Source organism: Comamonas endophytica (assembly GCF_023634805.2).
GTDB lineage: Bacteria > Pseudomonadota > Gammaproteobacteria > Burkholderiales > Burkholderiaceae_C > Comamonas > Comamonas endophytica.
Genome location: NZ_CP106881.1, coordinates 377,287 through 395,838, shown reverse-complemented (window position 1 = coordinate 395,838; position 18,552 = coordinate 377,287). Strand labels below are relative to the sequence as shown.

Here is an 18,552-nt window from a genome sequence, read left to right as displayed (position 1 = left end):
CGCGAGAACGGGGCACAGCGGCCGGGCAGGCGGGCAAAGCTTTCCGCACCTTACCAAACCGTCATATTGAGTTCATCCTACGCATGTAGGACGTTTCCTATCATCGCCTCAGATCACCCTGGTGCGGCCCCATGGCCCGCGCTGCTTCTGAGAAAGCCGAGATATGGTTACTTCCTCCCTTCCCGCTGCGCGCCACCGTGCCGCATGGCTGCTGGCAGGCGCGCTGTTTGCGGCGCCGGCATTCAGTGAACAGCTGGCCTCCGTCAAGGTTCCGCCCGCGGCGCTGCGCATGCTCGAGATCGCGCCCGTGCAGGCGCCCGAGGCCGGCCAGCTGCTCTGGTCGCCGGCGCGCCTCGAATACCCTTCGGGCCAGCTCGACAGCGTGGTCTCGCCCGCACAGGCACGCGTCACCGCCATCCATGTGCAGCCCGGCCAGGCCGTGAAGGCCGGCGCGCCGCTGGCGACGCTGGTCAGCGCCGACGCGCTGCGCATGCGCCATGAAGTCAGCGCCGCGCAGCTGGCCGCCGAAACCAGCCGCGCCGAACTGCAGCGCCAGCAGGACATGGTCGCGCGCGGCGTGGGCACCGAGAACGAGTTGCGCCTGGCCCAGGCGCGCAACAAGGAAGCGGCGCAGGAGCTGGCACGCGCGCGCGGCACCGCGGCGCTGCTGGGCTCCGATGGCGGCGACCGCATCGTCCTGCGCGCGCCGCACGCCGGTGTCGTGGCCCAGCACCAGGCCAGCATGGGCCAGCTGGCCGAGGCCGGCGCACTGCTGTTCGCCATCGGCAATCCGCAGGCGCTGGGCGTCGTGGCCGAAGTGTTCGAGGCCGATCTGCCGTTGCTCAAGACCGGCGTGGCCGCGCAGGTCCAGCTGCCGACGGGTTCGGCGCCGGTCACGGCGCGCGTGCAGCAGGTCGGCGCGGTGGTGAACGCCGAGTCGCGCCGCGCTCCGGTGCAGCTGGCGCTGACCGACAAGCAGCTGCCCGAGGGCCTGCGCGCCGGCATGCAGGCGCGCGTGGGCATCACCATCGACGGCCCGGCGCAGATGCGCATACCGGTGGGCGCGGTGCTGATCCAGGGAGAAAACCGCAACGTGGTTTTCGTGCAGACGGCGGAGCAGGCCTTCGAGGCGCGCACGGTGCAGCTGGGCGCGCCGGTGCGCGGCTGGGTCCCGGTGATCTCGGGCCTCAAGAGCGGCGAGCGCATCGTGGTGCGCGGCGCGCTGCTGCTCGATGGCGCCGCCAGCCAGATGCTCTGAGGAACGGAAACGAGCATGCTGCGTTCATTGATTGATTTCGCCGTCCACCGGCGGCTGGTGGTGGTCTGTGCCACCATCTTCATCGCCATCTACGGCATCTATTCGTACCTGCAGACCGCGATCGAAGCCTACCCGGACGTGACCAACGTCCAGGTGGGCATCATCGCGCAGGCCCCGGGCCTCGCGCCCGAGGAGGTCGAGCGCCAGATCACCCAGCCGCTCGAGCGCCAGCTCAACGGCACGCCGGGGCTGGTCTCGCTGCGCTCGGAAAGCTACTTCGGCCTGTCGATGGTCAACATGGTCTTCGACGACCATGCCAAGAGCTTCACGGCGCGCGCCGAAGTCGCGCAGCGCCTGCCCCAGGCCGACCTGCCCGAGGGCGTGACGCCCGAGATGGCGCCCGACTACACGCCGCTGGGCAAGATCTACTACTACCGCCTCAACAGCGACCGGCACACGCTCGACCAGCTGCGCACCGAGCAGGAGTGGCACATCGTGCGCACGCTCAAGCAGGTGCAGGGCGTGGCCGATGTCGTGAGCATCGGGGGCTTCGTCAAGGAATACCATGTCGAGGTCGACCCGGACAAGCTCTACCGCCTGGGACTGTCGCTTGGCGACGTGACGCAGGCGCTGGAGAACTCCAACCGCAATGTCGGCGGCGGCCTGATGCGCCGCGGCGAGCAGTCGTTCATCATCCGGGGCATCGGCCTGCTGCGCACGCCGCAGGAGATCAAGAGCGTGATCGTGCAGCTGCGCGGCGGCGCGCCGGTCACCATCGGCGACGTGGCCAGCGTGATCCAGTCGCACACGCCGCGCCAGGGCTCGGTCGGCATGGACGGCGAGAACGACGTGGTGCAGGGCGTGGTGCTGCTCAAGCGCGGCGAGAACCCCTCGCTGGTGCTCGACGGCCTGCACGAGAAGGTGGAGCAGCTGAACAACGGCCTGCTGCCCGAAGGCATGCGCATGGAGGTCACCTATGACCGCTCCGACCTGGTCGGCCACACGCTGGCGACGGTGCAGCACAACCTGCTGTTCGGCGCGGCGCTGATCGTCGGCGTGCTGTGGCTGGTGCTGCGCAGCCTGCGCGGCTCGCTGATCGTCGCCACGGTGATTCCACTGTCGCTGCTGGTGGCCTTCATCGGCCTGCACTGGCTGGGCATGCCCGCCAACCTGATCTCCATGGGCGCGATCGACTTCGGCATCATGGTCGACGGGGCGGTGGTGCTGGCGGAGAACATCATCCGCAACGCGCGTCTGCGCAAGCCGCAAAACCAGCGCGAGATGCGCGCGATCATCATCGACTCGACGATTGCGGTGGCCAAGCCGACGCTGTTCGCCATGGCCATCGTGATCGCGGCGCTGATCCCGGTGTTCTCGCTGCAGAGCATCGAGGGCCGCATCTTCCGCCCGCTGGCCATGACCTACAGCTTCGCGCTGCTCGGCGCGCTGGTGTTCGCGCTGGGCCTGGTGCCGGCGCTGTGCGCGCTGCTGCTGAAACCCAAGCATGTGATGGCGCCCGAACCCGAGGTGTTCGAGCGCATGGACCACGGCTACCAGCACTGGATCGGGCGCACGCTCGACGGCATCGCACGCCAGCGCGCGGTGGTGGTGGGGGCGGTGGTGATCCTGCTGGTGGCGGGCCTGTCGGCCACGCGCCTGGGCACCGAGTTCCTGCCGCAGCTCGACGAGGGCGACGCCTACGTGCTGGTGCAGATGCCGCCGTCGATCTCGCTGGAAAAGGGCCAGGAGGTGCTGGCCGAGGTGCGCCAGATCCTGCGCCAGTTCCCCGAGGTGACTTCGGTCAGCACCGAGCAGGGCCGGCCCGAATCGGGCACCGACAACGAGACGCTGAACATGGCCAAGGCGCTGATCCGCCTCAAGCCGCTGAAGGAATGGCGCAAGGAGCTCACCAAGCCCGAGCTGATCGAGCAGATGCGCGCGCAGCTGGCGGTGATCCCCGGCGTGGCCTTCAACTTCTCGCAGCCGATCCGCGACAGCGTCGAGGAGTCGACTTCGGGCGCGCGCGGGCAGGTGGTGCTCAAGGTGTTCGGCCCCGAGATCGACCAGCTGCGCGCCATCCTGATGCAGACCATGGACCAGGTGCGGCCCATCGAGGGCGTGGTGGACCTGGACCTTTACCGCGACGCGCCCGCGCCGCAGCTGCATGTCGAATTCGACCGCACGGCGCTGGCGCGCCAGGGGATTGCCATGGAAACCGCGCAGAAGACACTGGAGCTGGCGCTGGCCGGCGAGGTGGCAACGACGCTCTGGGAAGGCGAGCACTCGGTGCCGGTGCGCGTGCGCCTGCCCTATGTGAACCGCATGGATGAAGCCAGCATGCGCGAGATCGCCATCCCCACGCCCAATGGCGGTTCGGTGCCGCTGCATTCCGTGGGCCAGGTCAGCGTGAAGATCGGCAACGCCTCGATCTTCCGCGAGAACAACAGCCGCTACATGGCGCTGAAGTTCAACGTCGAGGGCCGCGACATCGGCTCGGTGGTGAAGGACACGCTGGCCGCGTTCAAGGCCAACGTCCAGGTGCCCGCAGGCTACCAGGCGGTCTGGGGCGGCGAGTGGGAAAACCAACAGCGCGCCTCGCAGCGCCTGCAGGTGGTGGTGCCGCTGTCGCTGCTGATCGTGTTCGGCCTGCTGTTCGGCGCGCTGGGCCAGGCGCGCAGCTCCTGCATCATCTTGCTGTGCGCGCCCTTTGCCATGGTCGGCGGCATCGCCGCGCTGCACATCACCGGCATCGAGCTGTCGATCAGCGCGGCCATTGGCTTCATCGCGCTGCTGGGCCAGGTGGCGCTGGTCGGGCTGCTGGTGGTGTCGGCGGTGGAAGCGCTGCGCCGCGAAGGCATGCCGCTGCGCCAGGCCCTGGTGCAGGGCACGGCCGAGCGCATGCGCTCGGTGCTGCTGGTGGCGACACTGGCGCTGCTGGGCCTGCTGCCGATGGCGCTGTCCACCGGCGTGGGCAGCGAGACCCAGCGCCCCTTTGCCTCGGTGATCGTCGGCGGCATGCTAGTGCTGCCCGTCGTTGCCCTCGTGCTGCTGCCGGTGCTCTACGCCTGGCTCGGCCCCAAGACCCTGAAGAAACCGGATGAGTTGGATGAAAGCCATTAAGTCTATTGCGGCGCCCATGCTTACGGCTGCGGTGGCCCTTGTGAGCAGTGCTGCCTGCCTGGCAGCAGCTCCGAGCGCACCACAGGTCGCGACAAAACCGTTCGTCCTGAGCCCAGAGCCTGTCGAAGGGTCGAAGGATGAAGGGCCCGTCCTCCATTCCACACCCGTGGCTGCAACGCAGGCGAGCGCTTCACAGCTCCCCGGCTCCCTGGCCCTGGCTGAATACCTGTCCCTGGTCCGTACCCACCATCCGACCCTGCGCGCGATGCAACTGCGCCAGCGCATGGAGCAGGCCGATGTGAAGACCGCATCGACCTGGGCCAACCCCAGCCTGCACTACAGCAGCAAGTTCGATGAAAGGGAGCTGGGCATCGAGCAGCCGCTGCCGATCTTCGGGCAGATCGGCATGCGCACCGAGGCCGCGCGCCTGGCCGCCGCCTCGGGCGCGGCCGAGCGGGCGGCGCAGGCCCAGGAGATCCTCGGCCAGGCCGCCCAGCGCTTTGCGCAACTGCTGGTGGAGCAGCAGAAGCTGGCCGCCCGCCAGCAGGCGATGGCGCACCTGGAACAGGCTGCCAAGGTGGTGCAGGGGCAGATCGAGCTGGGTGCGCGCAGCCGCTACGATGGGGCGCGCATGGAACTGCAGCGCGCGCAGTTCCAGGTGCAGCTCGAGCAGCAACAGGCGCAGACGCAGGCCGCACGCGCCGCGCTGGCCGAGCTGCTGGCCGTGCCATCGTGGTCGCCACAGGCGGTGGGCAGCCTGCTGCCGGCGCAGGCCGCGGCGCAGGAGTCCAACCTTGAGGCCCTGTGGCTGCAGGCCCAGCCGCGCCTGCCTGCGCTGCAGGCCGCGCATGCCCGCGTGGTACAGGCCGAGCAGTTCACGCGCCAGCAGGCGCGCGAGGCGCTGCCCACGCCCACGGTGGGCGTGACCCGGGTGCGCGGGCGGCAGGACTCCTACGGCTACAACCAGGTCGGCGTTTCCATCGAACTGCCGCTGTTCGACCGCAAGCAGGGTGCCATCGAGCGCGCGCAACTCGAGTACACGCAGGCGCTGCTGGAAGAAGACACCGCGCAGCAACTCGCCCGCCAGCAGCTGCAGCAGGCGCTGAACCAGCGCGATCTGCTGCGCCGCGCGCTGCGCAACTTCGAGTCCCGCGGCCTGAGCCAGCTGGCGCCGCTGCGCCAGATGGCGCAGGACTCCTACCGGTTGGGCCAGAGCTCGATCCTGGAATGGCTCGATGCCATGGAGTCGGTGTCGACGCACGAGCAGGAGTACCTCGACCTGACGCTGCAGGCCTGGCAGGCGCAGTGGGCGCTCGATGCCGCGCGCGGCCAATTGCCGTTGGCCGACTGCCTGCCCGCAGCCTGTTTATAGTCGCAGCTTCAGACGCTTCAGCCGCCCGACTTGCCGATGCCGCGCTTTCTCATCATCGAAGACGACTCCCAGAACGCCCGCTTCCTGGCCGAGGGCATGCGCGAGCTGCAGGCCGAGGTCTGCGTCTGCCCCGACGGGGTGCAGGGGCTGACCCAGGCCGTGACCGGCCACTGGGATGCGATCGTGCTCGACCGCATGCTGCCCGACGGCTTCGACGGCCTGAAGATCCTGCAGGCGCTGCGCGGCATGGGCAACACCACGCCGGTGCTGGTGCTGAGCGCGCTGTCGGCCACTGACGAGCGCGTGCGCTGCCTCAAGGCCGGCTGCGACGATTACCTCACCAAGCCCTTCGCGTTCTCGGAACTGCAGGCGCGGCTGGAGGCGCTGCTGCGCCGCGTGCAGTCGGCGGCGCCGGCGCCGGTGCTGGAAGTCGGCGATCTGCGCCTGGACCTGCTGAGCCGCCATGCCGAGCGCGGCGGGCGCACGCTGATGCTGCAGCCGCGCGAGTTCCGGCTGCTGGCGTTCCTGGCGCGCCATGTGGACCAGACCGTCACGCGCACCATGCTGCTGGAGTCGGTGTGGGACTACCGCTTCGATCCGCAGACCAATGTGATCGACGTGCACATCAGCCGGCTGCGCAACAAGGTGGACAAGGGCTTCGAGCAGCCGCTGATCCACACCGTGCGCGGGGTCGGCTATTGCCTGTCCACTCAGCCGCCCGCGCCATGAGCCTGCGTCCCTGGAGCTCGATGGCGTTCCGCCTGGCGCTGGTCTATGGCGGCCTGCTGCTGCTGACGATGGTCGTGGTGCTCACCATCTTCTATGTGCAGATGGTCTCGGTGTTCAGCCAGCGCATGGACCAGGAAGCCAAGATGGACCTGCAGCGCCTGGAGCAGCACGCGCAGGAGCATGGCGAGCAATCGCTGCGCCAGGAGATCGATCGCCTGCTCAGCGACGGTGTCGACAGCCAGACCGAGATCGCGATCCTCACCGATGCCCGGAACAACTTCCTCGCCGGAAATGCGCGCATCCTGCCGCGGCGCACGCTGAGCACCTTCGGCATGCGGGAGCTGCGGCTCGAGCGCCAGGGCCGCACCATGACCGGCCGCGTCGCCGTCGCCCAGCTGCCCAGCGGCAACTTGCTGATCGTCGGCAGCGACATGGATGCACTGGAGGACATCGAGGAGCGCTTCATGCGCGCCAGCCTGACGGCGGTGGTGATCGTGCTGGTCCTGGCGGTCTCGGGCAGCGTGGCCTTCAGGCGCCTGGTCGACGACCGCGCGGCCAGCATCCGCCAGACCATGCTGCAGGTGGCGAACGGCGATCTGGGGCAGCGCATTCCCCTGGCCGGCGGCGACGACGAGTTCACGCGCCTGGGCCGCGACATCAACCGCATGCTCGACCAGATCGAGCTGCTGATGGACGGCGTGCGCCATGTCTCGAACACCATCGCGCACAACCTGCGCACGCCGCTCACGCGCGTGCTGCTGCAGCTGCGCAGCGCGCGCCACCTGGGCGGGCAGGAGCAGCAGCGGCTTCTCGAGCATCTGGAGCAGGAGGTGCAGGGCCTGGGCACGGTGTTCGACAAGCTGCTGCAGATCGCCGAACTGGAGTCGGGCATGCGTCGCCAGGAGTTCTGCGCGGTGGACATTCCCGGCCTGCTGGCGGACATTGCCGATCTCTATGCCCCCGTGGCCGAGGAAAACGGCTGCACGCTGGAGCTCGACATCGAAGGCCTCCCCTGTGCCCTCGGCGATGGCGATCTGCTGGCCAACGCGCTGGCCAACCTGGTGGAAAACGCGCTCAAGTACGCCTGTTCGGAGGCTGGCGGCCATGTACGCATCGCCGCCCGGCAGCAGGGCGAGGTGGTCGAGTTGCGCCTGCAGGACAACGGCCCGGGCGTGCCGCCCGAGCGGCTGGCGCGCATCACCGACCGTTTCTACCGCGCCCACGAGCACCAGCCGGGCCACGGGTTGGGGCTGTCGAGCGTGCAGGCCATCGTGCAGCTGCACAACGGCAGCCTGCAGTTCGCCAATCTCGCGCCCGGCTTCGAGGTGCAGTTGCGGCTGCCGGCGGCGGCGCAGCGCGCGGCAGCGCTCATGCCCCCAGCGTCCGCCGGCCTTTGAACCAGGCGCCCATGCGGGCACGCCAAGGGGCCGCGGGCGGGGCCGGTAACGGCAATGCCGCAGGGGCCGGGGTGCAGCGCATCCGGGCCGGGGCGTTCACTGCCGTGATGTGAACCAGCAGCGCCGCGGGCGCGCGCCAGCTCTGGCCCGCGTGCAGCCGCAGCGCCAGCCCGGGCAGGGCCTCTATCCCGGCCACCGCCGAGGTCTGCAGTTGCAGCGTGCCATCGGCGCAGAACAGTTCGTCGCCCGCAGCAAGCGCGCGGGCCTGGGTCTGGCCGGCGGCCAGCATGAAGGAGCAGGGGAGCATGGAAGGACTCGGAGCAGGGCTGTTATGGTGCCTCCAGCGTAGGCCGCATGCTCCTTGCGCAACAGGCACAGCGGGGTGCCCTGTGGACCGCAGCAGCGCGGATTGCGCGGCGCTGTTCCGGTGCGATTTCCCGTTCCCTGTATCTGTTGCAGAACAGTGGGCGCAGGCATGATGCGGGGCCCGCAGCCGCTTCGCCCTGTTCCATGCCGACCCGCTCCAGCTCCCTCTCCGACAGGCCCCTGCCGCTCTACCAGCGCCTTGCGGCCCAGTACATCCATGCCATGGACGTGGGCGCGCTGCGCGTCGGCGAGCGCATGCCATCGGTGCGCGAGCTGATGCGCCGGCACGGCGTGAGCCTGTCCACGGCACTGCAGATGCTGCGGCATCTGGAGGCCGCGGGCCATCTCGAGGCACGCCAGCGCGTGGGCTATTTCGTCTGCCATGCGCGCGGCGGTGCGCTGGCTCCGCCGAGCGAGCCGGACCTGAGCCAGCCCGTCAAGGGCGTCGATCCGGCGCATTTCATCGGCATCAACGCGCATATCTCGCTGCTGCTCGATCAGGGCCGCCAGGCGCGAGTGCACAGCGATATGGGCAGCTGCACCCCGCCGGCAGCGCTATTCGACCACAACCATCTGAACCGGATCGTGGCCAAGCTGCTGCGCGAGGATCCCACGCTGCTGGTGCATGGCCGCTCGCTGCTCGCCAACCAGGGCAACCATCCCGACTTCCAGCAGGCCATGGCGCGCCACGCGCTGGCTTCGGGGGTGCGCATCGCGCCCGCCGATGTGCTGGCCACCACCGGCAACTCCGAAGCCGTGAGCCTGGCGCTGGCCGCCGTGGCCTCTCCTGGCGACATGGTGGCGGTGGAGTCGCCCACCTACTACGGCCTGCTGCAGGTGGTGGAGTCGCTGCAACTGCAGACCTTGGAGATTCCCTGCAGTCCGCGCACGGGGATTTCCATCGAGGCGCTGGAGCTGGCGTTCCAGACCCAGCCGCGGCTCAAGGCCGTCGTGGTCGTTCCCGAGCTGCAGATGCCGCTGGGCGCGCGCATGCCCGATGCGCACAAGGCGCGGCTGGTGGCATTGTGCGCGGCGCATGGTGCGGCGTTGATCGAGGACGACTCCTACGGCCTGTTCGTCGAAAGCGAGCAGCCCGTCAAGCCGCTCAAGGCCTGGGACAGCGCGGGCCAGGTGATGTATTGCCAGGCTTTCAACAAGAGCCTTGCGCCCGGCCTGCGCCAGGGCTGGATGAACGGCGGGCGCTGGCATGGACGGGTGCAGATGCTGAAGTTCGCGCAAAGCCGCAATACGCAGACGCTGGGGCAACTGATCGTCGCGCAGGTGCTGGGCTCGTCCACGCACCAACGCGGCCTGGTGAAGCTCAGGCAGCAGCTGAGACGCCAGCGCGAGGGAATGGCGGCGCTGGTGGCGCGTTACTTCCCCATAGGCACGCGCCTTGGTTTGCCGCCCGGGGGCTTGTGCTTGTGGCTGGAACTACCCGAGGGGTTTTCCAGCGCGGCGCTGTTCCACGAGGCGTTGGCCAAGGGCATTCGCATCGCGCCGGGCAGCATGTTCTCGAATTCGGGGCGCTACGAGCACTGCCTGCGCCTGGCGTGCACGCATCCGGTCACGGCGGAAATGGAGGAGGTGTGCCGGGTGCTGGGGGAGATGGCTTGCGCGCAGCTGGGGCAGGGGGTGAGGGGGTGAGGGGGTGAGGGGGTGAGGGGGTGAGGGGGTGAGGGGGTGAGGGGGCGCCCATGGCTTGAGCGCGGGCCGTCCATCCTTCGACAGGCTCAGGACGAACGGTCAAAAACCGTTCGTCCTGAGCCTGTCGAACCATGGACGGCCCCACCTAAAAAACGGGAGCTGTACGTCCCCCTCACCCCCGATTCTTCAACAACGCCGACCCGCTGCTGGTCATCGCCAGCTCCTGCGTGGTCTCCAGCAGCGCCGTGCCCAGCGAATGCATGCGCTCCTCGGTCAGGCGGATCAGCGGGCCGGCGATGGTCACCACGCCGATCACCGGGCCATTGCCACGGCGGATCGGGGCGGCCATGGCGCTCATGCCGGGCGCGAACACCTCGACGATGCAGCTGTAGCCCTGGCGGCGCGTTTTTTCCAGATGCGCCAGCAGCGCCTTCACGGTGGTCGGCGCGTTCGGGCCGTAGTCCTCGGGCTGGCCGAAGCCCTGCTGCGACACCAGCGCCAGCGCCTGCTCGTCGCTCATGGTCGACAGCCAGGCATGGCCCGCGGCGCTGCACGACAGGTTGACCGACAGGCCCATGTCCGGGTCGTAGCGCAGCCCGCGCGTCGCGCCCTGCGACTTGGCGACGAAGGTCAGCGCGTCGCCATCGACCACGGCCAGGCGCACCAGTTCTCCCGATTCCACGGCCAGGCGGTCGAGCAGCGGCTGGGCGATGTCGACGATGCCGCTGGCGCTGAGGAAACCCAGCCCCAGCGAGACCAGCTTGATGGTCAGCATGTAGTTGCCCTGGCTGTGCTCCTGGCGCACATAGCCGCAGCGGCTCAGCTCGGCCAGCAGCCGGTGCGTGGCGCTCAGCGGCATCTCGAGTTCGGTGGCCAGCGCGGACAGCGCTTTTCCTTCCGGGTGGGCGGCCAGGTGTTCAAGGACTTTGAAACTGCGTTCCAGGATGTTGCTCATGGCAAGGACTTTCGTGGGCAGGCGGGTGCCATCTGCCGATCTTTGTACGTGAATTCGTAAGTAAATGATAAAGGGTTTCTACTGTGGAATCAGTTTCCACTTTTTCATTACCATCGCTTCCAGCCGCCGGACGCTTCACGTCCACGCCCTTGCATCCATCACTGGAGGTGTTTCATGCGCATTCCCGCCCGCCTTGCCCTGGCCGCTGGCCTGTCCTTTCTTCTTGCCTTGCCTGCCGCCGCGCAGCAAGAGCGCGTGATCCGTTTCGGTCACCTGAACAACGCCGACCATCCTGTGAGCTTTGGCGTCAAGCGCTTTGGCGAGATCCTGGCCGCCAAGAGCGGCGGCAAGATGAAGGTGATGGAATTCCCGGCCTCCCAGCTGGGCAACGAGATGCAGCAGCAGTCGGCCCTGCAGGGCGGCGTGCAGCAGATGTCGGCACCGGCCACGACCTCGCTGGCCGGCATCGTCAAGGAATTCGGCCTGGTCGATTTCCCCTTTGCCGTCGCCAACTACGCACAGGCCGACGCGCTGCTCGACGGCCCGCTGGGCCAGGCGCTGATCGCCAAGCTGCCGGAAAAAGGCCTGGTCGCATTGGGCTACTGGGACCTGGGCTTCCGCAACGTCACCAACAGCAAGCGTGCCATCACCAAGCCCGAGGACTTCGACGGCCTGAAGCTGCGCGTCATCCCCAACCCGGTGTTCCTCGACACCTTCAAGGCCTTCAAGGCCAACCCCGTGCCGATGCCCTTTGCCGAGCTCTATGGCGCACTGGAGGCACGCGCCGTCGACGGCCAGGAGAACCCCTTTGCCGTGATCCTGTCGAACAAGTTCTACGAAGTGCAGAAGTTCGTCAGCGCCACCAACCACGTCTACGCGGCCAACATCGTGCTGGTCAGCAAGAAGTTCTGGGACCAGCTCACGCCGGCCGAGCAGAAGATGATGAACGAGGCCGCCGACGAGTCGCGCGCCTACCAGCGCCAGGTCAGCCGCGCGGCCGCGCAGAAGGCGGTGGGCGAGCTGCAGGCCAAGGGGCTGCAATACAACGAAGTCTCGCCCGCCGAGCAAAAGCGCATGCAGCAGATCGCCAAGCCGGTGGTCGACCGCTTTGCCGCCACCTACGACCCCGCCATCGTCAAGCTCTACAACGACGAGCTGGCCCGCATCCGCAAGTGAACCCGTCAGCAGCCATGAAAATTCTTGTTCTCAACGGTCCCAACCTGAACCTCTTCGGTCGGCGCGAACCGCATATCTACGGCACCACGACACTGGCGCAGATCAACGCGCGGCTGCAAAAGCTCGCCGAGGAGCTGGACGTGACGCTGGAGACCATCCAGTCGAACCACGAAGGCGCGCTGATCGACTTTCTGCACGCCAACATCGACAGCGCGCAGGGCGCGCTGGTGAACCCCGCCGGGCTCACGCAGCACGGCGTGCCGCTGCACGACGCGATCAAGGCCATGCCCTTCCCGGTGATCGAGGTGCACATGTCGAACATCGCGGCGCGCGAGGCCTGGCGCGTGCACTCGATCATCTCGCCGGCGGTGAAGGCCACGGTGCAGGGCTTCGGTCCGCACTCCTATCTCGCCGCGCTGCGCGCGCTGGTCGAGAGCCTGCGCGAAGCCAAGGCATGACGCGCCGCCCCGGAAGGACCATGACATGAATCGCTGGATCGACCGGGCCTGCCGCGGCCTCGAAGCGGTGATTGCCGCGATGCTGGCGCTGATGGTGGTGCTGGTGTTCGGCAACGTGGTGCTGCGCTACCTGTTCAACTCGGGCATCACGGTGTCCGAGGAGGTGTCGCGCTGGCTTTTCATCTGGATGACCTTCCTGGGCGCCATCGTCGCGCTGCGCGAGCACGGCCACCTCGGGGTGGACATGGTGGTGCAGCGGCTGCCGGCCTGGGCCAAGAAGATCTGCCTGGCGCTGGGCCATGCGCTGATGCTGTTCATCCTGTGGCTGCTGCTGCAGGGCAGCCTGGCGCAGGCGCGCATCAACTGGGACGTCACGGCGCCGACCACCGGCATGTCGATGGCCATCGTCTACCTCTCCTGCGTGGTGTTCGCGGTCTGCGCCGGCTTCCTGCTGCTGCTGGACCTGTGGCGGCTGCTGACCGGGCGGATGGATGAAGCCGAACTGGTGATGGTGCAGGAATCGGAAGAAGCGGTGCAGTTGCAGCAGATCCTGGCGGCCGAGGCCACCAATGCCGGCGCGCATCGGAAAGGCGAAAAATGACGATTTTCGTATTTGTCGGAGCCCTGCTCCTGGCGATGGCCATGGGCATCCCGATCGCGTTCTCGCTGCTGGCCAGCGGCGTGGCGCTGATGTGGCACCTGGACCTGTTTGACCCGCAGATCCTGGCGCAGAACCTGATTGGCGGCGCCGACAGCTTCCCGCTGCTGGCCGTGCCCTTCTTCATGCTCGCCGGCGAGATCATGAACGTCGGCGGCCTCTCCAAGCGCATCGTGGATTTCGCGCTGGCGCTGGTCGGCCACGTCAAGGGCGGGCTGGGCTATGTGACCATCATGGCCGGCTGCCTGCTGTCGGCGCTGTCGGGCTCGGCCGTGGCCGATGCCGCCGCGCTCACCGCGCTGCTGCTGCCGATGATGACGCGCGCCGGCCACGACAAGGCGCGCGCCGGCGGGCTGATTGCCGCCACCGGCGTGATCGGCCCGGTGATCCCGCCCAGCATCGGCCTGGTGATCTTCGGCGTCGCCGCCAATGTCTCGATCTCCAAGCTGTTCCTGGCGGCCATCGTGCCCGGGCTGCTGATCGGCGGCGCGCTGTGGGTCACCTGGGCCTGGCTGGTGCGCAGCGAGAAGATCGTGCCGCCGCCGCGCAAGTCCCGCGCCGAGATCCTGCACGCGGCGCGCAAGGCCCTCTGGGCGCTGCTGTTGCCGGTGATCATCCTGGTGGGCCTGCGCATGGGCGTGTTCACCCCCACGGAGGCCGCGGTGGTGGCGGCGGTCTATGCGCTGTTCGTCTCGGCCGTCATCTACCGCGAGATCACCTGGGCCAAGCTCTACGGCATCTTCGTGGCCGCGGCCAAGACCAGCGCCATCGTCATGTTCCTGATCGCCGCGGCCATGGTCAGCGCCTGGCTGATCACGGTGGCCGATCTGCCCTCGAAGGTCGTCGCGCTGCTGCAGCCTTTCATGGACAGCAAGATCCTGCTGATGATGGCGATCATGGTGCTGGTGATGCTGGTGGGCACGGCAATGGACATGACGCCCACCATCCTGATCCTCACGCCGGTGCTGATGCCCGTCGTGAACGCAGCGGGCATCGATCCGGTCTACTTCGGCGTGATGTTCATCATCAACAACTCCATCGGCCTGGTCACGCCGCCGGTGGGCACGGTGCTCAACGTGGTGGCGGGGGTGGGCCGCATGTCGATGGACGACGTGACGCGCGGCGTGATCCCGTTCATGCTGGCGCAGTTCGCGATCATGTTCGCCATGGTGCTGTTCCCCTGGCTGGTCACCGGGCCGGCGAAGTTCTTCTACCGCTAGGGTGCGGCGGGGTGCAGCGGCCGGGTCAATCCCGGCCCAGCACCTTGTCGAGGATGTCCAGCGCGCGTTCGAACAGCGCCTCCTCGATGGTCAGGGGGTAGAGAAAGCGCAGCACGTTGCCATGCACCCCGCAGGGCAGCAGCAGCAGCCCCTGCGACATGGCGGCCTGCACCACGCCATTGACGCGCTCGGCATCGGGCGCGTGGGAGCCGGGTTGGCTGAACTCCACCGCCACCATCGAGCCCAGGCCGCGCACCTCTGCCATGCCCGCATCGCGCTCCTGCAGCGCCCGCAGCCGCGCCATCAGCCGCGCCCCCAGGTGTTCGGCACGCGCGCACAACTGCTGCTCGTCGATGATGTCCAGCACCGCATGCGCCGCGGCCACCGACAGCGGGTTGGCCGCATAGGTGCTGCCCAGCGCGCCGGGCGGGGGCGCATCCATCACCTCCGCGCGGCCCGTGACGCCCGACAGCGGCATGCCGCCGCCCAGGCTCTTGGCCATGCAGATCAGGTCGGCCTGCACGCCATGGTGCTCCATGGCAAACCAGCGGCCGGTGCGGCCGAAACCGCTTTGCACCTCGTCGGCGATCAGCAGGATGCCATGCGCATCGCATTGCGCGCGCAGCGCTTCGAGCAGCGCCGGCGGCGCGGGGTAGAAGCCGCCTTCGCCCTGCACCGGCTCGATGACGATCGCGGCCACGCGCTGCGGATCCACATCGGCCTTGAACAGCCGCGTGAGCGCATTCAGCGTGTCGTTCACGCCCACACCCAGCGTCGGCGCGGGAAAAGGCAGGTGGTACACCTCGGGCAGCATGCTGCCGAAGCCGGCCTTGTAGGGCACCACCTTGCCGGTCAGCGACAGCCCCAGCAGCGTGCGCCCGTGGAAGGCGCCGCTGAACGCGATCAGCGCCGAGCGGCCCGTGGCGTAGCGTGCGATCTTCACCGCGTTCTCCACGGCTTCGACGCCGGTGGTGAACAGCGCCGTCTTGGCCGGTTTCGCGACCGGTGCCAGCGCATTGAGGCGTTCGGCCAATGCGATGGCGTTCTCGTAAGGCACGACCTGGAACGCGGTATGCGTGAAGCGCAGCAGCTGCTGGCGGATGGCCCCCACCACCCGGGGATGGCGGTGTCCGGTGTTGAGCACGGCGATGCCGGCGGCGAAATCGATGTATTGCCGGCCCTCGGCATCGGTCAGCAAGGCGTTGTCGGCCTGCGCGGCGTGGAAGTGGCTGAGCACGCCGATGCCGCGCGGCATGGCGGCGGTGCGGCGCTGCGTGAGTTCGGTGTTGGTGTTCATCGCTGCGGTCCATAACCCGGGCCGCTGCATGCGGCCCCTGCTGCGATGGTGCCGAGTGGGCGCGGGGCAGGGCTGTAGGCGACTGTACCGACGCATTGCGGATGCAAGACCATGCGCTGCGCGGGCGCACGCTCAGGGTAAGCTCTGCGCGGCGGCGGCGAGGCTGTGTCTAAAATCCATGTTGCAGTGCAGCGGGCGCCATGCCCATAGGAGTCAGCCGTGCAAGAGAACCAGACATCGACCGCCGCGGCCAAGGCCCGGACGCGCGTCATCAAGAAATACCCCAACCGCCGGCTCTACGACACCGACACCTCCACCTACATCACGCTGTCCGAGGTCAAGGCGCTGGTCATGGCGAGCGAACCCCTGGTCGTGCGCGACGCCAAGACCGGCGACGACCTCACGCGCAGCATCCTGCTGCAGATCATCCTCGAGGAAGAAGCCGGCGGCGCCCCGATGTTCACCGAGGCCGTGCTGGCCAACATCATCCGCTTCTACGGGCACGCCATGCAGGGCAGCATGGGGGCGAGCCTGGAGCGCAACGTGCAGATGTTCAGCGACTTCCAGGCGCGCATGGCCGAGCAGGGCGCCACGCCGGAGATGTGGAGCCAGTTCCTGCGCCTGCAGCCCACGCTGATGCAGGGCATGGTCAGCAGCTATCTCGGCCAGTCGCAGGCGATGTTCACGCAGATGCAGGAGCAGATGCACAAGCAGACCGCGCAGATGCTGGATGCGATGGGCTTGAAACGTTAGCCCACGCTGGCTCGCTGCGCGTAGCTGCGCTGCCCGAAGGGGGCAAAGCCCCCCAGCGTTCGCGCACCGTTACGCGCCAGCCACCACCCCCAGCCCGCGCACTGCCTCGCGCAGTGCATCGCGCAGGCACAGGCTGGGCCCTTCCAGCGGCCGGTCGCGCGGGCTTACCAGCGACAGCGCGGCATCATGCATGGTCAGCAGATGGCGCGCCACCAGCCCCATGCGCTGCGCATAGCGCGCACCCAGCGATTCCACCACCGCCACGCCCAGCTGCTGGCCCGCGAGCTCGCAGGCGGTGAAGGACTGCGCGACTTCCAGCAACGGGCGGTAGTCCAGCCCCTGGCCCTCGAAGGCCCGCTGCGTGGCCAGGCCTGCGGGCAGGGCGGGCGACAGCGCGATCAGGCCGAGCGCCGCCACCTGCGCCAGCGTAACTGACCGCGCCTCGGCCAGCGGATGGTCCGGGTGGAAGATGGCAAACAGGCTCACCGCGGCCAGCGCTTCCTTGTGCACCCGCTCATTGGGCGCCGAGGCGCCGATCACGATACCCAGGTCGATGCGGTGGTCGACGGCCATCTCGATGATCTCCAGCCCCGAGCCAGCGCGCACCGTGAAGGTCACATGCGGATAGGCGCGTCGCACGCCAAGCAGCGCCTGGGGCAGCAGCATCGAGGCCGCGACGGCCACCGCGCCCACGCTGAGCCGGTCCGAGGCGCCGCGGCGGATGTCGCTGGCCAGCCGGTCCACCGACTCCATGCCCGACAGCGCATTGAGCACCTCGGGAATCAGCGCGCGCCCCTGGCTCGTCAGATGCAGGCGCCGGTGCTCGCGGCTGAACAGCGCGAAGCCCAGGCGCGTTTCCATGTCCTTGAGCAGCGCGCTGGCCGCAGGCTGGGTCATGTGGATGGAGTGGGCCGCGGCCGTCACGGTGCCCTGTTGGTACATCGCGCGCAGCAGCAGCAGTTCCCGGCGGCTCAACATATCGAATTCATATGGAATGAGTGTTTTTAGCTATTTGACCATAGGCTACGGCGCGCGAAGAATAGGCGCCATGTCATCCAACACCATCGCTTCCGTCACCTGCATTCCCATGCGCCTGCCGTTCCACCACTGGAGCGATCCGCCGCTGTTTGCCGGCCGCCCGCGCAACAAGCTCGACAGCGCGCTGGTGCGTGTAGAGACCGAGGATGGCACCGTGGCCTGGGGCGAGTCCTATTGCGTGGAGCCACGCGCGCTGCAGGCCATCTTCGAGACGCTGATCGCACCCCTGGCCTGCGGCCGGCGGGCCGACGACGTGGCGCTGCTGCCTTCCATGCAGCGCACGCTGCACAACCTGGGCCGCTCCGGGCCCGTGGTGCATGCGCTTGCAGGCCTGGACATCGCCCTCTGGGACCTGCGCGCCAAGCGCGCCGGCGTGCCCCTGCACGAGCTGCTGGGCGGCAAGCGCCGCGACCGGGTGCGCGTCTATGCCTCGCTGCTGCAGTACTACGCCGATGCCACCTTGCTCGAGCAGGTGAGCCAGCGCGCGCTGGCCGAGGGCTACACCGAGATCAAGCTGCACGAGCGCACCGCGCCGGCGCTGGCCGCGGTGCGCCGGGCCGTGGGTCCAGATATTCCGGTCATGGTCGACACCAATTGCGCCTGGCTGCCGCACGAGGCCGAAGCGGCGATCACCGAAATGCTGCCCTACGAGCCGTTCTGGATCGAGGAGCCGATCTGGCCTCCTGAGAACGACCACGCGCTGGCAGAGCTGCGCCAGCGCGTGCCCGTGCCGCTGGCGGTGGGCGAGAACGCCAGCTGCGCGCTGGCGCTGCAGCGCATGGTGGAAAGCGCCTGCGTGCAGTACGTGCAGCCCAGCGTGATCAAGCTGGGCCTCACGGCCGCCTGGGACATCGCGCGGGCCTGCGAAGGTACGGGCGTGACCTGCGCTCCGCAGGTCGCGTTCTTCGGGCCGGGTTTCCTGGCCAGCCTGCACCTGATTGCCGCGCAGCAGGCCGAGGTGTCGATCGAGCGCCTGTATGTGGAACTGGCCCATGTGCCCTATGGCCGCAGCGTGCCCATCGAGCGCGGCTGGCTGCAGGTGCCGGACGGCCCGGGCCTGGGCGCCGACCCCGAAGCCGCGCTGGCCCAGGGCAACTTCGCGCATTGA

General features: G+C 68.4%; 16 protein-coding genes. 12 read left to right on the top strand and 4 right to left on the bottom strand.

The features are described 5' to 3' along the window. Nucleotides 1-163: 163 nt before the first annotated feature. The 5 genes from M9799_RS01730 to M9799_RS01710 all read left to right on the top strand — a co-directional run bounded on the left by M9799_RS01730 (nt 164) and on the right by M9799_RS01710 (nt 7,876). A complete protein-coding gene (locus M9799_RS01730) occupies nt 164-1,258 on the top strand; it encodes an efflux RND transporter periplasmic adaptor subunit (RefSeq protein ID WP_231042689.1) in 1,095 nt (364 codons plus the stop codon). A 15-nt stretch (nt 1,259-1,273) separates the two neighbouring features. After that, nucleotides 1,274-4,378, top strand: a complete 3,105-nt coding sequence (locus tag M9799_RS01725) for an efflux RND transporter permease subunit (RefSeq protein WP_231042688.1) — start codon at nt 1,274-1,276, stop codon at nt 4,376-4,378. Between the two features lie 166 nt (nt 4,379-4,544). Then, nucleotides 4,545-5,750, top strand: a complete 1,206-nt coding sequence (locus tag M9799_RS01720) for a TolC family protein (RefSeq protein ID WP_231042687.1) — start codon at nt 4,545-4,547, stop codon at nt 5,748-5,750. A 36-nt stretch (nt 5,751-5,786) separates the two neighbouring features. Continuing rightward, a complete protein-coding gene (locus M9799_RS01715; protein WP_184277816.1) occupies nt 5,787-6,479 on the top strand; it encodes a response regulator transcription factor in 693 nt (230 codons plus the stop codon). Next, on the top strand, nt 6,476-7,876 hold the full coding sequence (locus tag M9799_RS01710) for a sensor histidine kinase (RefSeq protein ID WP_231042686.1): 1,401 nt from the start codon (nt 6,476-6,478) through the stop codon (nt 7,874-7,876). The genes M9799_RS01715 and M9799_RS01710 overlap by 4 nt, the downstream gene beginning before the upstream one ends. Here M9799_RS01710 and M9799_RS01705 read toward each other — a convergent pair. Next, nucleotides 7,848-8,183 carry a hypothetical protein gene (locus M9799_RS01705; RefSeq protein WP_231042685.1) on the bottom strand — a complete coding sequence of 112 codons (336 nt, stop codon included), beginning with the start codon at nt 8,181-8,183 and terminating at the stop codon, nt 7,848-7,850. The two genes, M9799_RS01710 and M9799_RS01705, sit on opposite strands and share 29 nt — an antisense overlap. 203 nt (nt 8,184-8,386) lie before the next feature. On the opposite strand from M9799_RS01705, the gene M9799_RS01700 reads away from it, so the two are divergent. Next, on the top strand, nt 8,387-9,889 hold the full coding sequence (locus M9799_RS01700) for an aminotransferase-like domain-containing protein (protein WP_231042684.1): 1,503 nt from the start codon (nt 8,387-8,389) through the stop codon (nt 9,887-9,889). A gap of 172 nt (nt 9,890-10,061) precedes the next feature. On the opposite strand, the gene M9799_RS01695 is transcribed toward M9799_RS01700, so the two are convergent. Beyond that, nucleotides 10,062-10,844 carry an IclR family transcriptional regulator gene (locus tag M9799_RS01695; protein WP_231042683.1) on the bottom strand — a complete coding sequence of 261 codons (783 nt, stop codon included), beginning with the start codon at nt 10,842-10,844 and terminating at the stop codon, nt 10,062-10,064. Between the two features lie 174 nt (nt 10,845-11,018). Here M9799_RS01695 and M9799_RS01690 point away from each other — a divergent pair, with 174 nt between their 5' ends. The 4 genes from M9799_RS01690 to M9799_RS01675 are packed head-to-tail and all read left to right on the top strand — an operon-like array spanning nt 11,019 to nt 14,356. After that, nucleotides 11,019-12,020: a TRAP transporter substrate-binding protein gene (locus tag M9799_RS01690; RefSeq protein ID WP_231042682.1), complete on the top strand. Its 1,002-nt coding sequence runs from the start codon at nt 11,019-11,021 to the stop codon at nt 12,018-12,020. Between the two features lie 14 nt (nt 12,021-12,034). Beyond that, nucleotides 12,035-12,478, top strand: coding sequence for a type II 3-dehydroquinate dehydratase (locus M9799_RS01685; RefSeq protein WP_231042681.1), 444 nt, complete (start codon nt 12,035-12,037; stop codon nt 12,476-12,478). Nucleotides 12,479-12,503: 25 nt separating this feature from the next. Next, nucleotides 12,504-13,079, top strand: a complete 576-nt coding sequence (locus tag M9799_RS01680; protein ID WP_231042680.1) for a TRAP transporter small permease — start codon at nt 12,504-12,506, stop codon at nt 13,077-13,079. Further along, entirely contained in the window at nt 13,076-14,356 is a 1,281-nt protein-coding gene (locus M9799_RS01675; protein WP_231042679.1) for a TRAP transporter large permease, read from the top strand. The genes M9799_RS01680 and M9799_RS01675 overlap by 4 nt, the downstream gene beginning before the upstream one ends. A gap of 25 nt (nt 14,357-14,381) precedes the next feature. On the opposite strand, the gene gabT is transcribed toward M9799_RS01675, so the two are convergent. Beyond that, entirely contained in the window at nt 14,382-15,653 is a 1,272-nt protein-coding gene (gabT, locus tag M9799_RS01670; RefSeq protein ID WP_231042678.1) for a 4-aminobutyrate--2-oxoglutarate transaminase, read from the bottom strand. Between the two features lie 219 nt (nt 15,654-15,872). Here gabT and phaR point away from each other — a divergent pair, with 219 nt between their 5' ends. Beyond that, on the top strand, nt 15,873-16,406 hold the full coding sequence (gene phaR / locus M9799_RS01665) for a polyhydroxyalkanoate synthesis repressor PhaR (protein WP_231042677.1): 534 nt from the start codon (nt 15,873-15,875) through the stop codon (nt 16,404-16,406). A 69-nt stretch (nt 16,407-16,475) separates the two neighbouring features. Here the strand turns inward: phaR and M9799_RS01660 are convergent, their stop codons facing one another. Continuing rightward, on the bottom strand, nt 16,476-17,384 hold the full coding sequence (locus tag M9799_RS01660; RefSeq protein ID WP_231042676.1) for a LysR family transcriptional regulator: 909 nt from the start codon (nt 17,382-17,384) through the stop codon (nt 16,476-16,478). 70 nt (nt 17,385-17,454) lie between these two features. Here M9799_RS01660 and M9799_RS01655 point away from each other — a divergent pair, with 70 nt between their 5' ends. Continuing rightward, complete coding sequence (locus M9799_RS01655) at nt 17,455-18,552, top strand: mandelate racemase/muconate lactonizing enzyme family protein (RefSeq protein ID WP_231042675.1); 1,098 nt, start codon at nt 17,455-17,457, stop codon at nt 18,550-18,552.

Bases quoted from the DNA above. Each gene is read 5' to 3' on its own strand.
- M9799_RS01730 (WP_231042689.1), top strand. From the start codon at position 164: ATGGTTACTTCCTCCCTTCCCGCTGCGCGCCACCGTGCCGCATGGCTG.
- M9799_RS01725 (WP_231042688.1), top strand. From the start codon at position 1,274: ATGCTGCGTTCATTGATTGATTTCGCCGTCCACCGGCGGCTGGTGGTG.
- M9799_RS01715 (WP_184277816.1), top strand. From the start codon at position 5,787: ATGCCGCGCTTTCTCATCATCGAAGACGACTCCCAGAACGCCCGCTTC.
- M9799_RS01710 (WP_231042686.1), top strand. From the start codon at position 6,476: ATGAGCCTGCGTCCCTGGAGCTCGATGGCGTTCCGCCTGGCGCTGGTC.
- M9799_RS01705 (WP_231042685.1), bottom strand. From the start codon at position 8,183: ATGCTCCCCTGCTCCTTCATGCTGGCCGCCGGCCAGACCCAGGCCCGC.
- M9799_RS01700 (WP_231042684.1), top strand. From the start codon at position 8,387: ATGCCGACCCGCTCCAGCTCCCTCTCCGACAGGCCCCTGCCGCTCTAC.
- M9799_RS01695 (WP_231042683.1), bottom strand. From the start codon at position 10,844: ATGAGCAACATCCTGGAACGCAGTTTCAAAGTCCTTGAACACCTGGCC.
- M9799_RS01690 (WP_231042682.1), top strand. From the start codon at position 11,019: ATGCGCATTCCCGCCCGCCTTGCCCTGGCCGCTGGCCTGTCCTTTCTT.
- M9799_RS01685 (WP_231042681.1), top strand. From the start codon at position 12,035: ATGAAAATTCTTGTTCTCAACGGTCCCAACCTGAACCTCTTCGGTCGG.
- M9799_RS01680 (WP_231042680.1), top strand. From the start codon at position 12,504: ATGAATCGCTGGATCGACCGGGCCTGCCGCGGCCTCGAAGCGGTGATT.
- M9799_RS01675 (WP_231042679.1), top strand. From the start codon at position 13,076: ATGACGATTTTCGTATTTGTCGGAGCCCTGCTCCTGGCGATGGCCATG.
- gabT (WP_231042678.1), bottom strand. From the start codon at position 15,653: ATGAACACCAACACCGAACTCACGCAGCGCCGCACCGCCGCCATGCCG.
- M9799_RS01660 (WP_231042676.1), bottom strand. From the start codon at position 17,384: ATGTTGAGCCGCCGGGAACTGCTGCTGCTGCGCGCGATGTACCAACAG.
- M9799_RS01655 (WP_231042675.1), top strand. From the start codon at position 17,455: ATGTCATCCAACACCATCGCTTCCGTCACCTGCATTCCCATGCGCCTG.